Raw genomic sequence first — 20982 nt, forward strand, 5'->3', positions numbered from 1 at the left:
CGCGTGGTTGGCTTTGAGCGCGCCGTATGAGCCAGCGCTCGGCTGGATCCTCGCCCTTTTCTCCTCGGGCAAATCCGTCGCCAGCTACAGGAACAACGAGGGATCGAACTCGTCCACGCGAACCGGCAGCAGGCGCGGCAGGGGTCTCTGGAACACCTTCGCGTCCAGCTCGAGATCGAGGATCTCCAGCCCGGCCGGGACGAGCTCGCGGAACCGCTGACTCATGTACTCGCGCAACCCCAGCAGCGCCACCTGCCGCTTCTCCTCGAGCAGCCCGCGCAGCGCCTCCGCGAAGTCGGCCCCGTCGTGGCTCGCCAGCGCGACCGCGGCCCCCCGGCGCTGCGTGCGGATGGCCTCCAGGAGCTTCAGGATGCCCAGGTCCACCACCTTCTGGTCCGGCCGTCCGTAGAGCAGCGCCACGTCACAGCCCGCTGTCTTCAGGGCCCGCACGAAGCCGAGCATCACGTCCGGCAGTTGCTCGCCCTTCGCGTTCAGCACCACCACGCAGCGCACCGGGGACGGGAAGTGGCTCTCACAGAAGGCCACCAGTCGATCGAACTGCATTCGGTCCTGGGCCTCGGGCTTACGGCCCACGACATTGGACACGGCCCAGTCGACGTTCTCGGCGTCGATGAGCACATAGGAGGCTGCGGGAGGGCGTGCGGAGAGCATGACCGGAGAGAATACCCGGAACGCGCTCTCGCGCCCCTTCCCGTGCGATGAACCAAGGCACCCCTAGCGGAAGGCCCGGAAGTACTCGCGCTCCTCCGGTGGGGACTCCTGCTGGGGAAGCAGGTGTGTCACCGAGGCGCGTGACGGCCCACGGTGATCGCCGGGGCCTCGGGAGTGCCGGCCCGGGCTCCCCCCGCTCCGGCCCATGTGGAACACCGACATCGTCTGCTGCAGCGCCTCCGCCTGCGCCGCGAGCTCCTCGGCCGTGGAGGCCAGCTCCTCGGCCGCCGAGGAGTTGTTCTGCGTCACCTGCTCCACCTGGGACATGGCCTTGGAGATCTGCGCCACGCTCAGGTTCTGCTCCCGGGAGGCCTCGGCCACTTCCTGCACGAGTCCCGCCGTCTCGTGGATGGACGGCACCAGCGCGCCGAGCACCTCGCCCGTGCGCTCCGCCTGCGCGACGCTCGTGGACGTCATGCCGAGGATCTCCTGGGCCGCCGTCCGGCTGCGCTCGGCCAGCTTGCGCACCTCCGCGGCCACCACCGCGAAGCCCCGGCCGTGCTCACCCGCTCGCGCCGCCTCGATGGCCGCGTTGAGCGCCAGCAGGTTCGTCTGGTAGGCGATCTCCTCGATGATGGTGACGCGGCCGGCGATGCCCCTCATCGCCTCCACGGTGGCGGCCATCGCGCGGCCACTCGCCTCCGCGTCCGTGGCCCCGGAGGTGGCCATGCGCGCCACCTGGCCGCTGTTCTCCGCGTTCCTCGCGATGGACACCGTCATCTGCTGGATGCTGGCGCTCGTCTCCTCGATGCTGGCGGCCTGCTCGCTGGTGCCCTGCGAGAGGCTCTGCGCCGTGGAGGACACCTGCTCGCTGGCCGCGGCCAGTGAGCGCGCCCCGTCGAGCACCTCGCCGATGGTGCCGGACAACCGCTCGGACATCTCGTTCATCGAGCCGAGCAGCCGCCCGGTCTCGTCCCGCTGCGAGCGCGTGGCCCGGACCGTCAGATCCCCCTCGGCGATCCGCTGCGCGAGCTCCACCGCCTCGGCCAGCGGGCGGGTGATGCTGCGCATGATGAAGAAGGCCAGCAGCAGCCCCGACAGCAGCCCGGCCCCGATGCTGATCAAGGTGGCGGTGCGCGTCCCCTCATACCGGGTGACGGACCTCTCGAACTCGAGCTGCGCCACCTGGAGCTGCACCTTTCCCAGCTCGTCGAGGAGCGTGGTGACCGGATCGATGTCCGGGTAGAGCTCGCGCGAGATGAAGGCCTCCAGCCGCTGCGCATCCTCCTGGGCGAGGATCTCCCGCAGCCGCTCCACCGCCACGTTGGCCTCCTTCATCGCCGGGGTGATGCGCTCGACCAACCGATGCTCCTCGTCCACCAGCACCGTGGCGAGATACGACTCCCACATCCTCCTGACGATGTCCCGCGCCTCGTCCACCCGCAGCCGTCCCTGGGTCCAGGTGAGGACGCCCGCGTGGACCTTGTGCGCGGTATCCACGACGTTGATCGCGTACATGTCCGAGATGGCCTTGATCTGCCACAAGGGAACGACCCGGTCCTTGTAGACCGTCTCCAGACCCGCGGCCGTGGTGCCCATGCCTCGCACGCCCAGCAGACCCACCCCCACCAGCAGGGTGGACAGCAGCACCACCAGTGCGGACAGACGTGTTCCGATCCGCCAGTCGTTCAGCATGTGTGCAGCCCCCCGGGGCACGCCGGTCCCTCAGCAGCGAGGCCACGGGTAGAGATTGTGACCCTCCGTCAAGCTTCGATGAGCCCGGCCACTCCCCGTTGATACGAATTGGTCTACATTCCAACACACTGTTTTCCAAGAAGTCAAAAACACCTCGCCCCTCCAGGGCCCGTGAGGCGCGGCAAGGTGATTTGACCCGAAATGGGCGCGCGCTCCCTCTCCAGGTGTCATCAGGAGGGAGCTACTTGCTCAACGCATCCGCACTCAGACACCTGGCGCTCGGGGCCGTGTTTCTCACCACCCTGGCGGCCTGCTCCGGAGCATCCGACACCCCGTCGGGCCTCGAGGAGCCGACGGCCACCTCGGAAGGACGCGCGAGTGCCACCCGGGTCGTTGGCTACTTCCCCACCTGGCGGGGCGACGTCAATGCCATCCAGTACGACAAGCTCACCCACATCAACTACGCCTTCGTCCTGCCCACGGCGCAGGGAGGGCTGACGGGGTTGAGCAGTGGGGACGCCCGCCTGCGCTCGCTCGTCGACACGGCGCACGCACGGGGCGTCAAGGTGCTCATCGCCGTGGGTGGCTGGATGGACGGCAACGACTCGCCCTTCGAGCAGCTGGCCGCCAACGCGAGCACCCGCGCCACCTTCATCAACAACGTGGTGGCCTTCGTGGAGCAGGCCGGCCTGGACGGCGTGGACATCGACTGGGAGTGGCCGGATCCGGGGACGTCGGCCCAGAACTTCGGGACGTTGATGCGGGAGCTGGGCACGGCGCTCCATTCCCGCGGCAAGCTGCTCACCGCCGCCGTCGTGGCCATGAACACGGAGGGCATTCCCAGCTCGGCCTTCGCCGACGTGGATTTCCTCAACATCATGGCCTACGACTGGGGCTACCCCCACTCGACGTATGATCTCGCCGCCCAGTCGCTGAACTATTGGATCGGCCGCGGGCTGCCCAAGGACAAGGCGGTGCTGGGTGTTCCCTTCTACGGCCGCTCCCCGTCGGCGGACCTCACCTATGCCCAGCTCGTCGCGATGGACGCGCAGGCCCCCAACAAGGACCAGGTCGGCGATTTCCATTACAACGGAATTCCCACCATCCAGGCCAAGGCCCGGCTGGCGGCGCAGCAGGGCGGTGGCGTGATGATCTGGGAGCTCACCCAGGACACCACGGACTCGACCTCGCTGCTGCGGGCCATCTCCCAGGTCCTCGATGGTGGTGGCGGCAACCAGGCGCCGTCCGCCAGCCTCACCTCGCCCGCGAACGGAGCGTCCTTCAGCGCCGGGAGCACCCTCACCCTCACCGCGAACGCCTCGGACACGGATGGCAGCATCGCCCGGGTGGAGTTCTTCGCCGGCACCACGAAGCTGGGCGAGGACACCTCCGCGCCCTACAGCCTCACCTGGAGCAACGTGGCGGCCGGGAGCTACACACTGACGGTCCGGGCCACGGACAACGGCGGCGCGAGCACCACCTCCCCGGCCATCTCCATCTCCGTCACGGGCACCGGTGGCGACTCCTGCGCCGGAGTCCCCGCGTGGAGCCCCACCCAGGTCTATGTGAGGGACGACAAGGCCACCTACGGCGGCAAGCTGTGGCGCGCGAAGTGGTGGACCCAGAACGAGGTTCCGGGCGCCGCCGAGTGGGGCCCCTGGGAGTCGATCGGCGGTTGCTGAGGCGGTCACACGGGGTGTAATCCCTGGCACGCGGGGCGAAGGGGCACCGCGATGACGCGGTGCCCGGGAGAAGGCTCGCAAGGCAGTGTGGATTCACATGTCTGGGTTTTCCTGCCACGGACCTACGTCAGCGGCCGGGTCTGAATGCGCTTCTGATCACTGGACAGGCTCGACACGCTGTAACCTGTTCGAGCCTCTCCATTTGTCGGGAGGCATTCCCCCCAAGGTGATCGCATGAACAGGACGTCCCGGTTGTCGCTGTTGCTGGCGGGTCTGCTCCCCATGGCCAGCGGTTGTGGAGAGAGCACGGGCCCGGTGGCCCCCGCCTCGCATTCCCACGCGAAGGCACTCGGCACGGCCTCGTCCCAGTGGACGCTCAATGCCCCCATGAACATCCCGCGTGGGAGCGCACACGCCACGGCGCTGCTGGGCTCGGGCCTGGTGCTGGCGGTGGGCGGCTCGGTCTCGAGGTCGGCCAACGTGCAGGTCGCGGAGGTGTACAACCCCTACCTGGACACCTGGACCTCCATGGGTTCCCTGAACGAGCCACGCGGGAGCCCCAGCGCCACCCGGCTCGAATCGGGTCTGGTGCTGGTGGCCGGCGGACAGAACAGCGTCGGGCCCGACCTGAAGACCGCGGAGTTGTACGACCCCGAAACGGGCACCTTCAGCCCTACCGGCTCGATGGAGGTGGGACGCTCCCTCCACACTTCCACGCTGCTCGATTCAGGCAAGGTGCTGGTCACCGGCGGGCAGACGAGCTCTGGCTTCACCCAGACCGCGGAGGTGTACGATCCCACCACGGGCACGTGGTCGTCCGCGGGCACCCTGAGCTCGAGCGGATTCTTCCAGGCCGCGGTGAAGCTCTACTCCGGTGAGGTGCTGTTGACGGGAAGCACCTCCGGGGTGAACGCGGAGATCTACAACCCCGCCACGAATACCTGGAGGCTGGTGGCCCAACTGCCGCAACCCCGCGCGTTCCACACCGCGACGCTGCTCTATTCCGGCCAGGTGATGGTAGCGGGCGGCAACACCGACGAAGGCGCCTCCACGTCGGTGTACCTGTATGACCCGAACAGCGACCAGTGGACGCCGGCGGCGCCCATGAACCGGGCGCGCAGGTATCACACCGCGACGCTGCTCTACTCCGGCCAGGTGCTGGTGGCGGGCCCGACCGACAGTGAGGGCGCCGAGCTGTACGATCCGGGAACCAATACGTGGACCCTGTTGGGAGATGCCCAGGTGCCCTACTCCCCGACCGCGACCCTGCTGCACACCGGAGAGGTGCTGCTCACGGGGGATACGACCACCCGCTTCACACCCGAGAGCCCGGAGTCCCCGTAGGACCGCGGGATCGGCTGCCGAGGCGCTGGCACCACCCGGGGCTGTCGACACGGTGACAGCCGCCACGGCTCGACGGGAGGAAGGGCGGCACGCGTCCCATCCTCCCGGGAGCCCCACGTTAGGATGCGGGCATGGCCGAGTGCCCCGTCGCCCCTGCCTCATCGTCCGCGAATGCCGCGTTGGATCCTTCCGATCCGCTCCTCGCCCTCAACGAGGCCTTCCGCGGCGCCTACGCCGAACGCCGGAAGGCCGTCCTCGACGGCATGGGCCCGGTCATCGCCCAGATCGATGATCTGCTCATCCTCCGGCGCGGCGGCCAGCGCTTCGAGGGCCCCGCGCGCACCCGGCGCTACCACGAGCTCAAGGCGATCGACCACCTTCCCCTCGCGCTCCACGTGCTCCTGGCGGACCGGCATGGCGCGCTCGACGAGCCCATGCGGGGCCAGCTCACCAGCATCCAGCAGCTCATCACCACGGCGGCGGAGAGCCTCGAGCGCCGGGACTTCACCCCGGAACAACTCGCGCGCCAGCGCCGCATCCTCGAGGCCTCGCTCGCGCTCGTCGAGCAGGTGCTCGCCGGCAACGGCTTCGCGCCCGAGGCGCTCGCCGCCTACACCCGCGCGCAAATCCCAGACATCCTGAGCAACGCGGAGGACGCGGCGCGAGATCAGATCGAAACCATGCACGCCACGATCGAGGCCTGGAAGCAGCAGATGACGCCCGAGGAGCGGGCCCAGCTGCGCGCGGTGGTGTCGACGGCTCACATGTCCCGTCCCGGGAACGTGGCCATGCAGTACTTCTCCGTCACCCTGGGCGAGACGTGGGAGGGGCGCTTCGACCAGGAGGATCTCCAGCCGGGCAAGCGCGTGCTGGCCGCCGAGGCGTCCTTCGACGAAGCCGCGGCCTTCGAGCTGCTCGCCACCCACGCGCTCGATAGCAGCGTGGGCACCCGCTTCTTCGGCGAGGAGATCCGCTTGGAGCGCGACCTGCTCGCGGATGGGGCCGAGCGGATCCTCGCCGAGATGTTCCACAAGGAGCCCGAGCCGCCAGCACCGCCGCCCGTCAAGGCGACGTAGGCCCCCACCTACAGCGTGAAGCGGTTCTCCGCGGTCTTCTCACCCTTGCGATCGAAGACCTGGACGAGCAGCTCGGGCTCGTTCCAGGTGACGCGCGTGAAGTTGCTCTTCCCCGTGTAGCCACCGCTGCGCGTCACCACGAAGTCCGCCTGTCCATCGAGGATGCCCTCCGTCTCGAACATGCCGAACGGCGGCACGAAGATGGGCGCGTTGAACGCCGAGGACACGATCGACAGGATGTGGAAGTCCGGCCGCGACGTGCTCCGCAGCTCGCTCCAGAAGGACACGTGCACGTCCCCCGAGAGGAACACCACGCGCTTCACTCCCTCGTCGCGCATGAACTCCAGCAGCTTCTGGCGTTGCAGGAGGAAGCCCGCCCACTTGTCCTTGCGCTCCCACTCCATGGAGCCCGACAGCTTCACGTCCGGGAAGAAGGGCACCGGCGAGCCCACGAACTTCAATCCCTCACGGTCCTCCAGCAGCCATTGTTTGAAGGCCTCGAGCTGCGCCGCGCCAATGATTTCCGGCGGCGCCGACAGGTAGGAGCGCTCGGTGCGCGTGTCCATCATGAAGAAGCGCGCCGGGCCGGTCCGGAAGTGATACCAATAGCCCTGCAAGGCATTGGTCCGCTCCGGTTGTCCCTCGCGCACCAACGCGGGCCCGTGCACCACCTGGTAGGAGCGGTAGGCCATCATCGCCCCGAAGTAGCGTGTCTTGTTGAGGACCCGCTCGTCCTGCGAGAGCTTCGGATCGTACATGCGATCCGCGCTCCAGTTGTCGCAGATCTCATGATCGTCGAGGATCATGTACGTCGGCACGCGGGACATGAGCGAGCGCAGCCCGGGCCGACGGAAGCTGATGCGGTAGTTGGCGCAGTAGTCGCGCCAGATCCGATCCGTGCGGCCGACGTCGCCGTAGACCTGATCGCCCAGCATCAGCAGCGCGTCCGTGCGCACGCCCTTGTCGAGCTGCGACTGGATGGTGCGGAAGATACGGTCTCCCCGGTCATCCTGTGCGTCCACGCCTTCCGAGTCCGTCATCGTCCCGGGATGACGGCACGAGCCGAACACGAACGACAGCGGCCCGGGGCCCGGACGCCGCGCGGTGCGGAAGGAGCCGGTGCTCGCCTGGGACAGATCGACGCCCTGGGGCGGGAGGAGCTGGAAGGGCTCGGCATCCGCGTGGAAGAAGCCCATGCGGTAGTCATAGGCCCGTCCCGGCTCCAGCCCGCTGAAGTCCACGCTCCCCGTGAAGTCGTCCTCGGGTAGCAGCTTGAAGTAGCGCGCCTGCAGCACCGTCCTGGAGCCGGCCTCGAGGATCTGCGCGATGCCGTGACACCGTCGCGGATAGCCCACCGTCCGCTGCGCGTCTCCTCGTCCCCACAGGCGCACCGTCGTGTCCGTGGTGTGTCCCACGATGGGCCCCACCGTCACCGCGTTCGCCATGCTCACTGGCATCGTGTGTCCCTTTCCCAGTCCCGTGTCACCCGGTTCCCGCACGTCCACGGCAGTCCGGGTGGGCATGATCGTCCATCATGCCGCACGCGTCTGTCATCCGTCCGTCGAACCGCCGACGCTCGCTCGCGAGAGGCATTGAACGGGTCGTCGCACCGCGTTAGCTCCCCGCCCATGCGCGCCATCGTCACTCCCCGATTCGGTGGACCTGAGTCGTTCGAGGTCCGCGACGTCCCCACTCCCACCGCCGGCCCCGGCCAGGTGCTCGTCCGGGTCATCGCCTCCGGCACCAATCCCGTGGATGCCAAGCTGCGTCAGGATGGCACCTGGGCCGGGCTCCAGCCCCCCGTGGTGCTCGGCTATGACGCCTCCGGTGTCATCGAGCAGGTGGGCCCCGGCGTCACCGATTTCAAGCCCGGCGACGAGGTCTTCTACACGCCGGAGATCTTCCACAATCCGCTGGGCACCTACGCCGAGCTCAATGTCGTGGGTACCGGCATCATCGCCCGCAAGCCCCAGGGCCTCTCGCACGAGGAGGCCGCCGCCATCCCGCTGGCCTGTGGCACCGCGTGGGACGCGCTCGTGCGGCGGCTGCAGGTGCGCGTCGGGGAGACGGTGCTCATCCATGGGGGCTCGGGCGGAGTGGGCTCGTTCGCCGTGCAGATCGCGAAGGCCATGGGCGCCCGGGTGATCGCCACCGCTGGCGCAGGCAACCAGGAGACGCTGCGTCAGCTCGGCGCCGACCTGGCCATCGACTACCAGCGCGAGGACGTGGCCCGGATCGCCCTGCGCGAGACGGGTGGCCAGGGCGTGGATGCCGTCTTCGACACGGTGGGCAAGAACGTCATCCCCAGCATCCCCGCGACCCGTCCCTTCGGACGCATCGCCACCATCCTCGGGTTCAGCGGCGATGTCTCCGCCTTCTACCCGCGCAACATCACGCTGCACGGCGTCTTCCTCACGCGCGAGCGGCGCCGGCTGGAGGAGATGACTCCCCTCATCGAGCGCAAGCAGGTCCGTCCCCTCGTCGAGCGAGTGATCCCGCTCGAGCAGGTCGCCGAGGCCCACCGCCGGCTCGACTCGGGGCACGGGCGCGGGAAGCTGGTGCTGTCCGTGGCCCGGAAGTGAGGCGTCATCCCCAAGTTCTCCACAAGCATCATCAAGGAGGCCGTCGCCAACGGGCGGCTCACCGCGCGCACCGAGACCCCGGAGGCCTACTGGGCGAAACGCTCCGCCCTGCCGTGGAACTGAAGGAAGAAGGAAGTGGATTTCCGTCTATTTTTGAACCTACAACTGTAGTGATTATGAGACCGCCGCTTCAACCGTGGCTTTGGTGGGGTCGCGTCGCTCATGCTGGGGGATTCAGAAGGCGAATCCGAGAGCGTGAGCCTTGGCCGCGTGAAGTTCCCGAAGGCGTGGCCCCGTCGCCCAACGGGGGCGGTGTGAGCCCCAGCCGTGCTGCTCTCGTCCGAACGTTGGCAATGGTCTCCAGACCTTCTTCCCGCAGGAAATGTCCTCGGCGGATGCGACGCAACCGGCGTTCCGCTTTCTCCATCATGACCCAGGCCAGCGGCTCCTTGTCTCGAAAGCGAAGCACCGCCCATACAGTGAGGCAGGCGGCGTGCAACTGCGCGTCTGCATCCATGTAGCCGAGTCGCTGCATCCGACGTAACGCCCGAGAGAATTCCTCCCAGCTACGTGCCCTGTAGTCCGCCTCATTCAAGATGTCCTGCGCGATCAGCCGTTTGATGTGCCGTCGCTCCCAATCGGTGCGTGCTCCATCCAGCAACTTCTTCTGAAGGATCAGGTATTCGCGCTCCGCTGTCTCGAAGGGAGCCGCCCTGTTCTTGCTCAAGGACATGAGGATCTGATGGCGCTCCTTGATGACGTTCTGCCAGAAGAGCTCGCGAGTCTTCATGGTTCACCCTCCCGCGCACCGTTTACCGTTGGCGCTCCATGGCCACCACCCATCCCTCAAGCATTTCTCCTTGCAGGCCATGCAGTGGCTCTGGCCGTACTGAATGTTCGGCTTGAGACCGGCTCTCTTGACACACCGCTCGTAATGCTGCTGGCACCGCTCCTTTCGGAATTCACTCTCTACCTCCTCTTCCTCCTCGGACACGCGGATGAGTGGCGGTGGCCTGAGCGGAGGCTCCGACTCCGTCGAAGGGGGCTTCGTGTTCGGAGATGGTTGTTGTGCTGGAGGTGTCGCACCACACTTCGCGTACTGGCCGGGGTTCATCTTGAGGCAACAGGTGACGGTGCTGTCCGTCTGGTTGCACTCGCCGTCCACGATCACCGCGTCCGCACCCGCACATCCCGAAGTCAACGCCATGGCAATGACAATCGCCAGGGAAGGGCCGGACGGACTGGCGTAAAGCCTCGAGAAGCGCATGCACCCCCCCCTGGTGGTTGCCATGCGATCTTCAGAAAACCCGCCGCAATCTTCAATCCAGGTAGGGTGTTGAGCCCTCGCGGCGTGGGGTTGTCAACACGTTCGGTCAGGTGGGCAGCGGGGCGGTGAGCGTCGCGAACATCAGCTTCAGCATCGCGTCCCGTGCCACCAGCAGCCGCGTCGAGCCCACCACCCACTTCACCGTCCGCCGCGACACCTTCACCGGTTGCCGCTCCAGCACCGCCTCGTTGCCGTGCAGCTTGCGCAGCGTCATCACCGCGAGGAACAGCGGCCAGAGGCAGAACAGCCGGATGCCTTCCTCTTCCCGGGGCAATGCCATCACATACTCGAAGGCCTTGCGCAGCTCCCGGTGCGCCACCGCCACCAGCTTGTTGTAGGCCTTCATCGCCTCGTGCCGGTTGCCGGGCTCCAGCAGCACCTCGGGTGTCAGCCCGTGCTCGGCCAGCAGGGTCCTCGGCAGCCAGCAGCTCCCGCGCTCCAGGTCCTCGCGCACGTCCTTGAGGATGTTCGTCAGCTGCAAGGCATTGCCAAACGCCACCGCCCGCGGCTCCAGCACCGCCGCCCGCTGCGCGATCGTCGGCGAGTACCACTGGAACAGCCGCGTCAGCATCTCCCCCACCGTCCCCGCCACGTAGTAGCAGTACTCGAGCGTCTCCTCGAGGCTCGCCAGCCCCAGGCCTCCTGCCGAGGCGCGGCCCTTGTCCCCCATCCTCCCCATCCCCTCCGCCATCACCGCCACGCACGCCGCCACGTGCTCGCGCACCGGCGCCGCGTGCACCGCCAGCGCCTCCAGCACCCGCGGCGTCCCCTCCACCAACCGCACCTCCGCCTCCGGCGCCTGCGCGCGCAGCACCCGCGCCGCCTCCTCCGTGAAGCGCCGCGCGTCCGCCTCCCAGCCCTCGGGCAACGTGCTCAGCCGCGCCAGCTCCGCCAGCAGCGCCGCGCTCGTCGGGCCGTGCGCCTCGTCCTCCAGCGTGTCGGCGATCCGACACAGCAGGTAGGCCACCGTCACCGCCGTGTCCAACGGGCGCGGCAGCACCGGGATGTTCAACGCGAAGGTCCGCGAGACGGCGGGCAACACCTCGCGGCAGAAGACGATGGCGGTGGGCTCGCTCTCCAAGGGCGGCCCTTTCCGAGGTCCCTTGCTCCTCGTCTTCACGGCCCCGTGCTCCCAGGTGGAACGCAGTCCATCGCTCTCCGCGCGTGTCATCACGAAGCGCGGGATTACCCCAGCCAGCCCCCAGGTGCACGGAATCCCTTCATCCACTCACCGCCCGGGTGTCGCTTTCTGCTCCGTCTCCCCCTCCGGAGCCGGCGAACGTTCCCTCGGGGACTGCTCCACGGGTTCGAGGGCGTTCACCACATAACCGTCCCGCTCGAGGGTGAAGCTCGCCCGCACCTCCTGTCCCGGTCTCAGCGCCTGCTGGCGGTCCGGGGTGAAGCGCGTGTCCCGCGTCAGCTCGAGAGGGAAGACGGCCCCCGCATGCCGCAACCAGAGCTGGTCTCCCTCCACCCGCACCACCTCGCCGGAGAGCTCACCGCGCCGCGTCTCGTGGGTGCCCGCCTGGCCCGAGCCACCCGTGCCCGCCTCCTGCTCCGGGACGGGCGTATCGTCCGTGTGCGGCGTCTGGCGGAACTCCTCGATGTTGTCCGGGAGATCGTCCGGCCGCTGCCGCACCTCCTGCGCGCCCGCCGGAGCCACCAGCCCGAGCACGGCCAGCCACGCCAATGCCTTGCATGCCATGGGAGCCTCCTATCGCTGCGTTTCCCTCTATGGAGATGGGGTTCCCGCTCCACCCATGCCCGGCGTCTCCCCCGTGGGGGGGGCCGGAGAGAGGGCCTCGTCCGAAAGCAGGAGGGCCAGGAGGGCACCTTCCTCGGCGGCCCCGAGTTGCATGAGCTCCTCGGGAATGCGCAGCGTCACCGGCGTGGGCGGGCCCCGGGTGACGTCACACGTCCGCCAGCCCGAGTACCGGTTGCCCGCCATGGGCAGCCTGTAGCTGCAGCCTCCCACCGAGCCGAGAATTCCCGTGGGCGTGAGCGTCAGCTCGGCCGTGTCCCCGCCGAACCAGCCCAGCACCCTCAACCCGGGTCGAGGCGTGAGCGCCACCGCCGTGAGGTCCACGGACTCGCCCGCCGCCCGGCCGGTGATGTCGCCATCCTCGCTCCATTTCAATTCCACGGGCTGGCCCCTCAGCGTCCCGCTCAGGCCGTTCTCAACCCGGCGGAGCTGGAGCCCGGCGCCGGAGATGGACTCGGGCTCGACGCGGATTTCGAGACTGCGCTCGCCTACCTGGAGCAGGAGGGGCTCTCGCACGGAGACGGTGACCTCGGCCGCCGCGGGTACGCCGATGCCCAGCACGAGCACCACCGCGAGCGGAGCGAGGACACCGCGCCTCGGAAACGCGGGCTGTGTCACGCAACACCTGCCTTTCGTCGTCACACCTCAAACTAGTACTACAGCGGGACTTCGGTCCCGCTCTCCTGCATGTTGTGCTTCCTTGCTGGGTAGGTAACCACAACTTCCAGGGAGCAGAGGCCAAAGTCCGACTGTAGTACTAGGTGCGCCGACGCGAGACAGGCACGAGTGCTCCCCCGAGTGCTCCACGGGCGGGCCCACGGCCCGCGGAGGCCCTCACGGCGCCGCGCGCATCGGATTCTCGTGGTGATTGCCCCGGCCCACCTCGTCCGTGCCCACCAGCGTGGCCGAGACGGCCCCGGGTCCACTGGGAGTGAACAGCACCCTCACCAGGGGCTCCTCCACCCCGAAGGGCCCCGCGGCACGTTCCACGTCATCCGGACCGGAGAACGGCCCGAGCTCACCACCCGGAGCTCGCCCTGGCGCGAAACACCCACGTACGTGGCCGGAAAGGCCACTGCCTCTTGCGAGAAGCGCACCTGGCTGGAGGAGCCCACCAGCGGCGGCCGCTCCTCACGGCAGGCCCCCAGCGGGCCCGTGAGCAGCAGCACCGTCAGCCGCCACCTCCCTCCCTTTATTCTGGTTTCGCGCGTCCTGCCTGTTCCCCTCGCCCTGGCCTATAGGCCTCGCCCCTCGAACCACCCTGGCGTTTCTACGGTCTTGCAGGAGGGAAGGCCTTCCAAACCCTTGAAAGCACGGGGCTCTGTCCCGGTACGATTCTGGCAAAGCCCGGAATCATGGCTTCCATCGAATCCGCTATTTCAGAGCAATTGGCGCAGGCCTTCACCGTCTACATCCCGCAGGCGCTCCAATCGCAGATGGACCGGCTGGCCGCGGACACCCGCCATACCCTGCTGGGCGAGCTCTTCCGCCTCGCCGTCCAGGCCTGGCACGAGCGCTGCCTCCTGCCCCGCCACGGCCCCGTCACCCTCGAGTTCCTGCTGGCCGGCTGCGACGTGGGCATCGAGCTGGATGCCCCGGCCGCCCGCCTCACGCTCGTCTCGCTGGTGCGTGCCCGGCACTGAGCCGCCCGGGGGCCTTATCCACAGTTCCACCTTGTCCCCAGGCCCCGCTGTTTCTTCACTGGAGTAATAGAGTATTAGATCGATCAGTGATGACAGCAGGGGGTGTGGGCTTGTGGAAAAGTCCGCAACTGCTCGGAATCACTGGTGAATCCCAGGTATGCTACATGTGGGGAAGTTGGCGCTAATCCCCGGCCATCCACAGGGGTTGGATCATCCCCGGGGTTGTCCACAGAGGCACCCGGCTCCATCCACAGGCCGTCCACAGGGGCTGTGGGCTATGGTCCCGGCCCATGTCCGCGAATCCAACCGACCTCGACCTGCACTGGGGCGAGCGCATCGGACGGTATCAGGTGCTCGCACAGCTGTCGGTGGGAGGCATGGCCGAGCTGTTCCTCGGCTTCACCTCGGGGCCGGGCGGCTTCCGTAAATATGTCGCCCTCAAACGGATTCTTCCGGACGCGCGCGGCGACGAGCAGTTCGAGCGGATGTTCCTGGATGAAGCCCGCATCACCGCGGCGCTCAACCACCCGAACATCGGGCAGGTGTTCGAGCTGGGCCGGGACGCCGAGGGCCTGTTCCTGGCGATGGAGTTCATCGCGGGGCAGAACCTCAACCAGATCGCCAGCGTGTGCCGGCGCGGGGGCCTGGCGCAGCCGCCGGGCCTGAGCCTGTCGGTGGTGCGCGACGTGTGCCTGGCGCTGCACTACGCGCACACCTTCACCACGCCGGGCGGCAAGCCCTCCCCCGTCATCCACCGCGACGTGTCCCAGAAGAACGTGATGGTGACGTACGACGGGGAGGTGAAGCTGCTGGACTTCGGCATCGCCAAGGCACGCGATGGCATGGTGCGCACCCAGGTGGGCATGGTGAAGGGCACCACCGGGTACATGTCGCCGGAGCAGGTGCGGGGCGAGCCGCTGGATGGGCGAAGTGATCTGTTCGCCGCCGGGGTGATGCTCCACGAGATGCTCACCGGCGAGCGCCTCTTCTCCGCGGAGACCGAGCGCCAGGAGATGGAGATGATCCTGTCGGCGCCCATCCCGGCGCTGACGGCGAAGGCGCCGGGGCTGCCGCCGGAGGTGTCGGCGGTGGTGCTCAAGGCGCTGGCGCGCAATCGGGAGGAGCGCTACCCGAACGGCCGGGAGATGGCGCGGGCCATCGAAGCGGCGGCCGGGAAGCTGCTCTTCGACTCCGAGCGGCGCTCGGCCTTCATGCGCGAGCACTTCCAGGAGCGCATGGAGGTGACGCGCCGGCTGCTGGAGAGCGCGGACGCGGTGAAGGAGCCTGTGTCGTCGGGCATGGGGACGGAGTCGGTTCCGGCGGCGAAGCCAGCCGCGAGGCCGCGGGTCAGGGCGGAGGGGCTGCGGCCGGCGCAGGGAGCGCGGCGGGGGGCCGAGGCGGACACGGCGGAGACTCCAGCAGGGGCCGCGGTGGTCACCACGGGGCGGGTGGTGACGCGGGAGGAGCGGTTCGCGGCGGCTGCCCCGAAGGAGACCGCGTCCACGGCACCGCGGGCGAGCGGGAGCGGAGGGTCGGGGAAGTTCTGGGGAGTGATCGCCGTGCTGTTGGTGCTGGGGGGAGGCCTGGGCTTCGGCGCGGTGAAGCTGATCGCGGCGATCAAGGAGCAGGAGGCCAATGGGACGCCCATTCCGGTGGGAGACATCTCTCCGATGACCCCCATCGAGCGTCCCGGGCAGAAGAAGAACCCGGAGCCGGAGGTGGGCACCACCGCGGAGGCGAAGACGCAGCCGCCGGCGCGGGGCGGCGAGGCGGCCCCCGTGAACAAGGAGGCCCCGGCGAACAAGGACGGCGAGCCCGCGCGTAATGTGAAGAGGGGCTCGCTGACGCTGGTCGTCCTGCCGGAGGCCGAGGTGTTCCTGAATGGGCGCTCGCTGGGCAAGACGCCGCTGATCAAGGTGCCGGTGCCGGTGGGCACGCATCGGCTGCTCATCAAGGGTGCGGATGGCAAGCGGCGCATGCTGTCGGTGCCCATCGAGACGGGTAGGACGGCGAAGTTCAAGCTCGCGCTGACGGACATCCCCGAGAAGAGCTGAGAGGGGACGAAGGATCGGGGCGGCCTTCCCCGCTCCTTGCTTCACACCGGGCTGACTACTGCTCGAAGCCGGAGCCGGTGTTGGTGTCCGGCGTGGCAGAAGCCACGTGACTCATGCTCCGCCTCAGGAGCTGACGGGACGGCGGCGCGGCGTGTTGCCTGTACGGCAGACGCGGCCCCGTCCCGCCTACCAGGGAACGGCTCCCGCGAGGAGCCACCTCCTCCTTCAGTTCAGCTTGAAGAGCTGGTTGGCGTCACCATTGCAGGGCCACTGGATGAGGCGGGCACCAGCGGCCGTGCTGCCATCATGGACATCCAGGCACATCCCACTGTGCCGGGCGATGAACCGGTAGAAGCCGTTACCCTGGGAGTCCAGGTAGAACTGCTGGTTGGTGTCACCATTGCAGGGCCACTGGATGATCGAGGCCCCCTCCACGGTGCTTCCGTCATGGACATCCAGGCACATCCCGCTGAGGTTCGAGACGACCTGGTAGTAGCCATTGCCAGCGTAGGCGTAGCGGAAGCTCTGGTTGGTGTCGCCGTTGCAATGCCACTGGATGATCGAGGCTCCCTCCGCCGTGCTCGCGTCATGGACATCCATGCACCTGGCGCTGTGCGCCGCGATGAACGTGCTGGGGCGGAGCGAGTACGGCCCGGGATTCGAGTTGAGCAACCGGTTCGGCGAGCCAATGCCCGCCCCGACTACCTTGTTGGGTGTGGAGTAACCGATGAGCGCATTGGCGACGACGGCGGGGGTCGCGGAGGGATTGAACTGGAGGTAGATGGCGGCCGCTCCCGCCACGTGAGGCGTGGCCATCGACGTGCCGCTGAGCACCGTGGATGCGGTGTCACTGGCGTTCGACGCGGAGGTGATACTCGAGCCGGGCGCGAAGAGGTCGACACAGGTGCCGATGTTCGAGAAGGACGACCGGTTGTCATTGCTGTCCGTGGAGCCCACGGTCAGCGCCTCGCCCACTCGCGCCGGGCTCTTCGTGCAGGCATCCCTACCATAATCGTTGCCTGCGGCGACGGCGTAGGTGACACCCGCGGCGATGGATCGGCGCACGGCATCGTCCAGGGCCTGGTTGGCAGCCCCGCCAAGGCTCATGGTCGCCACGGCCGGCTTCACATGGTTCGCCGTGACCCAGTCGATGCCGGCGATGACGGTGGACGAGAAGCCGGAGCCCGCGCAGTTGAGCACGCGCACGGCGTGCAGGCTCACCCCCTTGGCGACGCCCCAGGTCGCGCCGCCGACCGTTCCGGCCACGTGCGTGCCATGCCCGCTGCAGTCGTTGTGGTCGTTGATGCCGTCACCGTTGTCATCGACACCGGTGTAGTTGGCCGTTGCCCGGCCGCCGAAGTCGGAGTGGGTCGTCCGGATGCCGGTGTCGATGATGTAGGCATGCACCCCGGACCCGTTCAGATGGTAGGTGTAGTTGCCGTCCAGGGGCTGATCCGGCTGATCGATGCGATCCAGGCCCCAGGTGGACCCCGTCTGCGTGGCGCCCACGTGCACCACCCCATCCTCCTCCACGTAACGCACCGCCGGGTTCGCGGCGAGCGCCTGGGCCTCGGCCTCGGTCATCCGCACCGCGAAGCCACGAAGCGCATGCTCGTACGTGTGAAGGATTCGCCCACCGTGGCGGCCAACGAGCTCGCGCGCCACCTCCGGAACGCGCCTTCTGACGGCGCTCGGCGTGGAATCCTCGAGGACGACGATGTATTGGTTCGCCACCGGCTCCTTGGATCGGAGCAGCTTCGAGGAGACGGCGAGCGAACTGCTGTCCCCGGCCGGTTCGGCCTGAAGCGGATCCGCCACGCCACAGGATGCGAGGACACAGAAAGTCAGCGGCAATGCTGCCTGGGTGATGCGCATGATGGAATTGCCTCGTATTTGATAGCTGACTGAGCAGGACGCCCAGCCCCCCCGACTGCTTCATGCAGAAGGCGCGCGCACACTACCCATCCACGAAGGAGACGCTTCCAATCAGGCGCCAATCATTTACACACCAGCGTCAATCCAATCATATGCTGAAATTTTCAATCTTCAGCGAACCGGGGAGCACGGATGCGTTGGAGGAAATCCCTTACAAAGTACGCATCGCCCGTGCGAGGAGGGGCAGGAGTACCAGGGCGAGCACGTTGAGCCCGACCGCCCAGACGACCAGCGCCTTCCACAGGCGTGGCTCCACGCGCAGGGTGCCGAGCGCCACCACCATCCACAGCACTGGCAGGAAATCCAGGCTGAAGCGCTGCGCATTCACTTGCACCCAACCATTGTTGTAGTAGTGCAGCATGTGGAGGAGCGCGAGCAGCACGGTGCACCAGGCGCCTACCCGCAGCGGGTGCTGTCCTCGCGCCGCCAACGCCACGAAGATGAAGGGACTGGCGAAGGTGAGCGACGTCCCCATGCCATCCATTCCAATCGGTGCCAACTGGCGCGGGCCGCCGAAGAGGAAGTGCGGCCCCTCCAGGAACATGTGGAAGAAGTTGAAGGGGACGTACGCGGGGTGGAACAACCCGTAGCGCGCCACGCGCCTGGCCAGGAAGTCGCTCAGGGGCATGCCCGCGTACCCCGTATCGAATGGACTGCCGAAGCGCGCCGCGTTGAGCGCCAGGTACACCAGGGCACATCCTCCCGCGACCACGAGCGCCCCCCCCGTCTGCAGCACCTGCCGCCGTCTGCCGGTCTCCGCATGACGCAGCCACACGACCAGGGCGACGAAGGGCACCAGATAGACACATAACTGGCGCGACAGGAAGGCCAGCCCCGCCCACAGCCCCGCCCACGCCCCGCGTCCCCGAAGCGCCTCCTCCAGGGCGAGCAAAGAGCAGGACACCGCCACCACGTGCGCCAGGAACCACACGGCCTCGCTCTGGACCACGCAGGACCAGAAGGCCGTGCCTCCGAGCAGCGCGCCCACCAGCCATGGCCGAGACTCGGAGGGGATGTCCAGCCGCCGCAGCACCCGCCACGCCGTCCATGCCGCCAGGACCGCCAACCCCAGCGCCAGGAGACGGTAGGGCGCACGCTCTGGCCCCGTGAGCGCCACCAGTGGCAGCACCACCACCGAGGGAAAAGGCGGGAAGGCCACATAGTAGCGGCCCCCGTACATACTCAGGTCCTCCGCGGGCCCCGGGACATCCAGCCGCCCCTCCAGCCACGCCTGGGCCTGCAACCCATACAGGTTGGGCCCGTCATAGTGCGCGCGCCGGAAGCTCAGACCGATCGCGAGAAGGGCCATCAGGAGAAGAAGCGTCTTGCGGTGACCGGCGGCGAGGGGCATAGGCGGGCGGCGCAGGGACCTAACACACCCAGTCCGCCAATGATGCAACTCCGTAGGCCAGGGCGAATCGCTGCCGCGCGAACCGGGTCTGCCCCCGCGCATCGGTCAGGAGTTGATCCGTGCCGGTGCAATACTTGCATATGGGCGGGATGGGGATCCCATGAGGACTGGAGCCGAGGGTGCCCCCCAGGCAGTGCGCCATGCCGGTGCAGAGGCTGTGCAGGTGCTCCAGAATGACGCGTACCTCACCGGTTGCCCACGAAGGCGCCGCGAGGGCCCTCTTCACCCTGCTGCTCACGGCGGTCTTCCGGGAGCTCCAGGAGTACGCTCCCCGGGTGCCCCCCTGCGTGGTGGGATCGCGCGTGATGCACTCACCTTCATCGAGGCGTACTGCTTGCGGCCCATCTCGCTCCAGGACGTCGCGGCCGCGGTGGGCCGGACTCCCTCCCACGTGGCCACCGCCGCCCGCAGGCGACGGGGCTCACCGTGGGAGATTGGCTCCGCGAGCACCGCATGACCGAGGCCCGGCGGCGCCTGAATCCAGGACAATTTCCACCGCAATCCACGCACTGGTGCCACCGACCCGCCCGGCACAAAACGCTGTCAATGACACGCAGCCGGGAACAGCGGAGTATGGCAAATGCCACTCTGGGTCATGTGGCATGGAGCTTCGCGGCGCCCATGCGCCCGCTCACCCGCCATCGGTTCCCGCGTCAGGTGCCGGATCGCTCGGGGCATACGAAATGGAGAAATCCCGCGGCAGGCGAGCGCCGTTGAGATCGATGCGGATGTAGTGAAGCCCTCCGCGTACTGCCCGAGATGCAACTTCCGGCTGACATCCTCTCCAGGAAGATCGAGGAAACATTCGGAGTCAGCAAGCTTTCGCGCGAGATTGCGGAAACACCTGTCCCGCTCTTCGTGAAATGGGTGGAGCCACCAGAGACAACGCTATTTCATGCGCTCTTCACGAACGAGCCAGACAACGTGCCTTATCGATGAGATGTCGCATCGACGTGTGAGCACTTCCTGCCAACGGTCCTCCGAAGAGGTTCGTAGCGCCTCAGCTGCCCCTGTCTCATTCCTCCTGAGTGGGGAGGAGGGGGGACTTGCTGGCGTGTGTCGCTGGTCCCCGCTGCCGCAGGAGGTACTTGCGAACCACCTGGAACCGCGGCGGGGTGGAGAGGAATACGTCCCGAGGCGCATCGTGCAGGAGGCCCACGTTGAGCACGTGTTGACGGTAATACCACTCCCCCGAGTCCCAGTAGTGGAGCCGCTCGTTGTAGACGGCGCGCCCCCACTCCCCGGCGCGCAGTGAGAAAAACTCCTCGCGGTGTTGTCCTCGCGTCATGCTTCCCCATGCCGAGTCTCCTGGTCTGCCCATCCGGCCATGATCGAGCAGGATGATCGCCCCCTCGTTCACCCGCTCCACCCGTAGGGCGCCAGCCTCGGCGAAGGCCTTCCGGTGCATGTCCTGTTGCTCCCGCGGGCGGAACTGCTGCCACTCGTCGAAGAGGACGGTCTGCACCCGGAACACCTCCTCGTCCGCGCTCTCCAGGGCGAAAAGGGGAAGAGGGAGCGCACGGGGCGTGGCGTTACGCACTCCCGCCCGTGGGCCCCCGCGCGAGTGCTTCGTCCACTCGGTGCGGAGATGCTGGAGGAACAGCCCGGTCACCCCCACCCGTGCTTCTTGGATGCTCCTGCCTCTCAGCCGTGCCATGCCGCGCCTGACGTGAAGATGTACTCCGGGACTGACACCCTACTCACCACCAGGACGGTGGGAACAGGTGCCAGGTCCAACGCTTCTGGAGCAGGACGGCCACTCGACGTGAAGCCTTGACCCACCCCTCTTGCCCGGTGAG

17 protein-coding genes are annotated in these 20982 nt (G+C 67.8%); 6 read left to right on the plus strand and 11 right to left on the minus strand.

The genetic code is table 11. The features are described from left to right. Window positions 1-84 precede the first annotated feature (84 nt). Together JQX13_RS13860 and JQX13_RS13865 are read right to left on the minus strand one after the other, a co-directional pair. Window positions 85-672, minus strand: a complete 588-nt coding sequence (locus tag JQX13_RS13860) for an NYN domain-containing protein (RefSeq protein WP_203409492.1) — start codon at window positions 670-672, stop codon at window positions 85-87. 63 nt (window positions 673-735) lie between these two features. Further along, complete coding sequence (locus JQX13_RS13865; RefSeq protein WP_203409493.1) at window positions 736-2367, minus strand: methyl-accepting chemotaxis protein; 1632 nt, start codon at window positions 2365-2367, stop codon at window positions 736-738. A 245-nt stretch (window positions 2368-2612) separates the two neighbouring features. Between JQX13_RS13865 and JQX13_RS13870 the strand changes: the two genes are divergently transcribed. The 3 genes from JQX13_RS13870 to JQX13_RS13880 all read left to right on the plus strand — a co-directional run bounded on the left by JQX13_RS13870 (window position 2613) and on the right by JQX13_RS13880 (window position 6469). Further along, the gene (locus tag JQX13_RS13870; protein ID WP_203409494.1) at window positions 2613-4049 is read left to right on the plus strand and encodes a glycosyl hydrolase family 18 protein; all 1437 of its coding nucleotides are present in this window, start codon (window positions 2613-2615) and stop codon (window positions 4047-4049) included. 234 nt (window positions 4050-4283) lie between these two features. Then, window positions 4284-5393, plus strand: a complete 1110-nt coding sequence (locus JQX13_RS13875; protein ID WP_203409495.1) for a Kelch repeat-containing protein — start codon at window positions 4284-4286, stop codon at window positions 5391-5393. Window positions 5394-5524: 131 nt separating this feature from the next. Beyond that, window positions 5525-6469 (plus strand): hypothetical protein, encoded by a 945-nt coding sequence (locus tag JQX13_RS13880; RefSeq protein WP_203409496.1) that lies wholly within the window; start codon window positions 5525-5527, stop codon window positions 6467-6469. Window positions 6470-6477: 8 nt separating this feature from the next. On the opposite strand, the gene JQX13_RS13885 is transcribed toward JQX13_RS13880, so the two are convergent. Continuing rightward, a complete protein-coding gene (locus JQX13_RS13885) occupies window positions 6478-7992 on the minus strand; it encodes an alkaline phosphatase D family protein (RefSeq protein WP_203409497.1) in 1515 nt (504 codons plus the stop codon). A gap of 105 nt (window positions 7993-8097) precedes the next feature. Between JQX13_RS13885 and JQX13_RS13890 the strand changes: the two genes are divergently transcribed. Beyond that, window positions 8098-9051: a zinc-dependent alcohol dehydrogenase family protein gene (locus tag JQX13_RS13890; protein ID WP_203409498.1), complete on the plus strand. Its 954-nt coding sequence runs from the start codon at window positions 8098-8100 to the stop codon at window positions 9049-9051. 220 nt (window positions 9052-9271) lie between these two features. On the opposite strand, the gene JQX13_RS13895 is transcribed toward JQX13_RS13890, so the two are convergent. From JQX13_RS13895 to JQX13_RS13915, 5 genes are all read right to left on the minus strand, one after another. Beyond that, complete coding sequence (locus JQX13_RS13895; protein WP_203409499.1) at window positions 9272-9841, minus strand: hypothetical protein; 570 nt, start codon at window positions 9839-9841, stop codon at window positions 9272-9274. A gap of 583 nt (window positions 9842-10424) precedes the next feature. Next, entirely contained in the window at window positions 10425-11459 is a 1035-nt protein-coding gene (locus JQX13_RS13900; protein WP_239014737.1) for a phytoene/squalene synthase family protein, read from the minus strand. Window positions 11460-11606: 147 nt separating this feature from the next. Beyond that, window positions 11607-12083: a hypothetical protein gene (locus tag JQX13_RS13905; RefSeq protein ID WP_203409500.1), complete on the minus strand. Its 477-nt coding sequence runs from the start codon at window positions 12081-12083 to the stop codon at window positions 11607-11609. A gap of 27 nt (window positions 12084-12110) precedes the next feature. Next, a complete protein-coding gene (locus tag JQX13_RS13910; protein WP_203409501.1) occupies window positions 12111-12758 on the minus strand; it encodes a hypothetical protein in 648 nt (215 codons plus the stop codon). A gap of 326 nt (window positions 12759-13084) precedes the next feature. Continuing rightward, a complete protein-coding gene (locus JQX13_RS13915) occupies window positions 13085-13309 on the minus strand; it encodes a hypothetical protein (protein WP_203409502.1) in 225 nt (74 codons plus the stop codon). A gap of 186 nt (window positions 13310-13495) precedes the next feature. On the opposite strand from JQX13_RS13915, the gene JQX13_RS13920 reads away from it, so the two are divergent. Then, window positions 13496-13783, plus strand: a complete 288-nt coding sequence (locus JQX13_RS13920; protein WP_203409503.1) for a hypothetical protein — start codon at window positions 13496-13498, stop codon at window positions 13781-13783. Window positions 13784-14073: 290 nt separating this feature from the next. Continuing rightward, complete coding sequence (locus JQX13_RS13925; RefSeq protein WP_203409504.1) at window positions 14074-15837, plus strand: serine/threonine-protein kinase; 1764 nt, start codon at window positions 14074-14076, stop codon at window positions 15835-15837. 225 nt (window positions 15838-16062) lie between these two features. On the opposite strand, the gene JQX13_RS13930 is transcribed toward JQX13_RS13925, so the two are convergent. The 3 genes from JQX13_RS13930 to JQX13_RS13940 form a co-directional block, all read right to left on the minus strand. Then, a complete protein-coding gene (locus tag JQX13_RS13930; protein WP_203409505.1) occupies window positions 16063-17712 on the minus strand; it encodes an RICIN domain-containing protein in 1650 nt (549 codons plus the stop codon). Between the two features lie 211 nt (window positions 17713-17923). Next, complete coding sequence (locus JQX13_RS13935) at window positions 17924-19081, minus strand: glycosyl transferase family 39 (protein WP_239014738.1); 1158 nt, start codon at window positions 19079-19081, stop codon at window positions 17924-17926. 1117 nt (window positions 19082-20198) lie between these two features. Continuing rightward, window positions 20199-20795 carry a hypothetical protein gene (locus JQX13_RS13940; RefSeq protein WP_203409506.1) on the minus strand — a complete coding sequence of 199 codons (597 nt, stop codon included), beginning with the start codon at window positions 20793-20795 and terminating at the stop codon, window positions 20199-20201. Window positions 20796-20982: the final 187 nt, after the last annotated feature.

This window comes from Archangium violaceum (assembly GCF_016859125.1).
Lineage (GTDB): Bacteria > Myxococcota > Myxococcia > Myxococcales > Myxococcaceae > Archangium > Archangium violaceum_A.

Bases quoted from the DNA above. Each gene is read 5' to 3' on its own strand.
- JQX13_RS13860 (WP_203409492.1), bottom strand. From the start codon at position 672: ATGCTCTCCGCACGCCCTCCCGCAGCCTCCTATGTGCTCATCGACGCC.
- JQX13_RS13865 (WP_203409493.1), bottom strand. From the start codon at position 2,367: ATGCTGAACGACTGGCGGATCGGAACACGTCTGTCCGCACTGGTGGTG.
- JQX13_RS13875 (WP_203409495.1), top strand. From the start codon at position 4,284: ATGAACAGGACGTCCCGGTTGTCGCTGTTGCTGGCGGGTCTGCTCCCC.
- JQX13_RS13880 (WP_203409496.1), top strand. From the start codon at position 5,525: ATGGCCGAGTGCCCCGTCGCCCCTGCCTCATCGTCCGCGAATGCCGCG.
- JQX13_RS13885 (WP_203409497.1), bottom strand. From the start codon at position 7,992: ATGCCCACCCGGACTGCCGTGGACGTGCGGGAACCGGGTGACACGGGA.
- JQX13_RS13890 (WP_203409498.1), top strand. From the start codon at position 8,098: ATGCGCGCCATCGTCACTCCCCGATTCGGTGGACCTGAGTCGTTCGAG.
- JQX13_RS13895 (WP_203409499.1), bottom strand. From the start codon at position 9,841: ATGAAGACTCGCGAGCTCTTCTGGCAGAACGTCATCAAGGAGCGCCAT.
- JQX13_RS13905 (WP_203409500.1), bottom strand. From the start codon at position 12,083: ATGGCATGCAAGGCATTGGCGTGGCTGGCCGTGCTCGGGCTGGTGGCT.
- JQX13_RS13920 (WP_203409503.1), top strand. From the start codon at position 13,496: ATGGCTTCCATCGAATCCGCTATTTCAGAGCAATTGGCGCAGGCCTTC.
- JQX13_RS13925 (WP_203409504.1), top strand. From the start codon at position 14,074: ATGTCCGCGAATCCAACCGACCTCGACCTGCACTGGGGCGAGCGCATC.
- JQX13_RS13930 (WP_203409505.1), bottom strand. From the start codon at position 17,712: ATGCGCATCACCCAGGCAGCATTGCCGCTGACTTTCTGTGTCCTCGCA.
- JQX13_RS13935 (WP_239014738.1), bottom strand. From the start codon at position 19,081: ATGGCCCTTCTCGCGATCGGTCTGAGCTTCCGGCGCGCGCACTATGAC.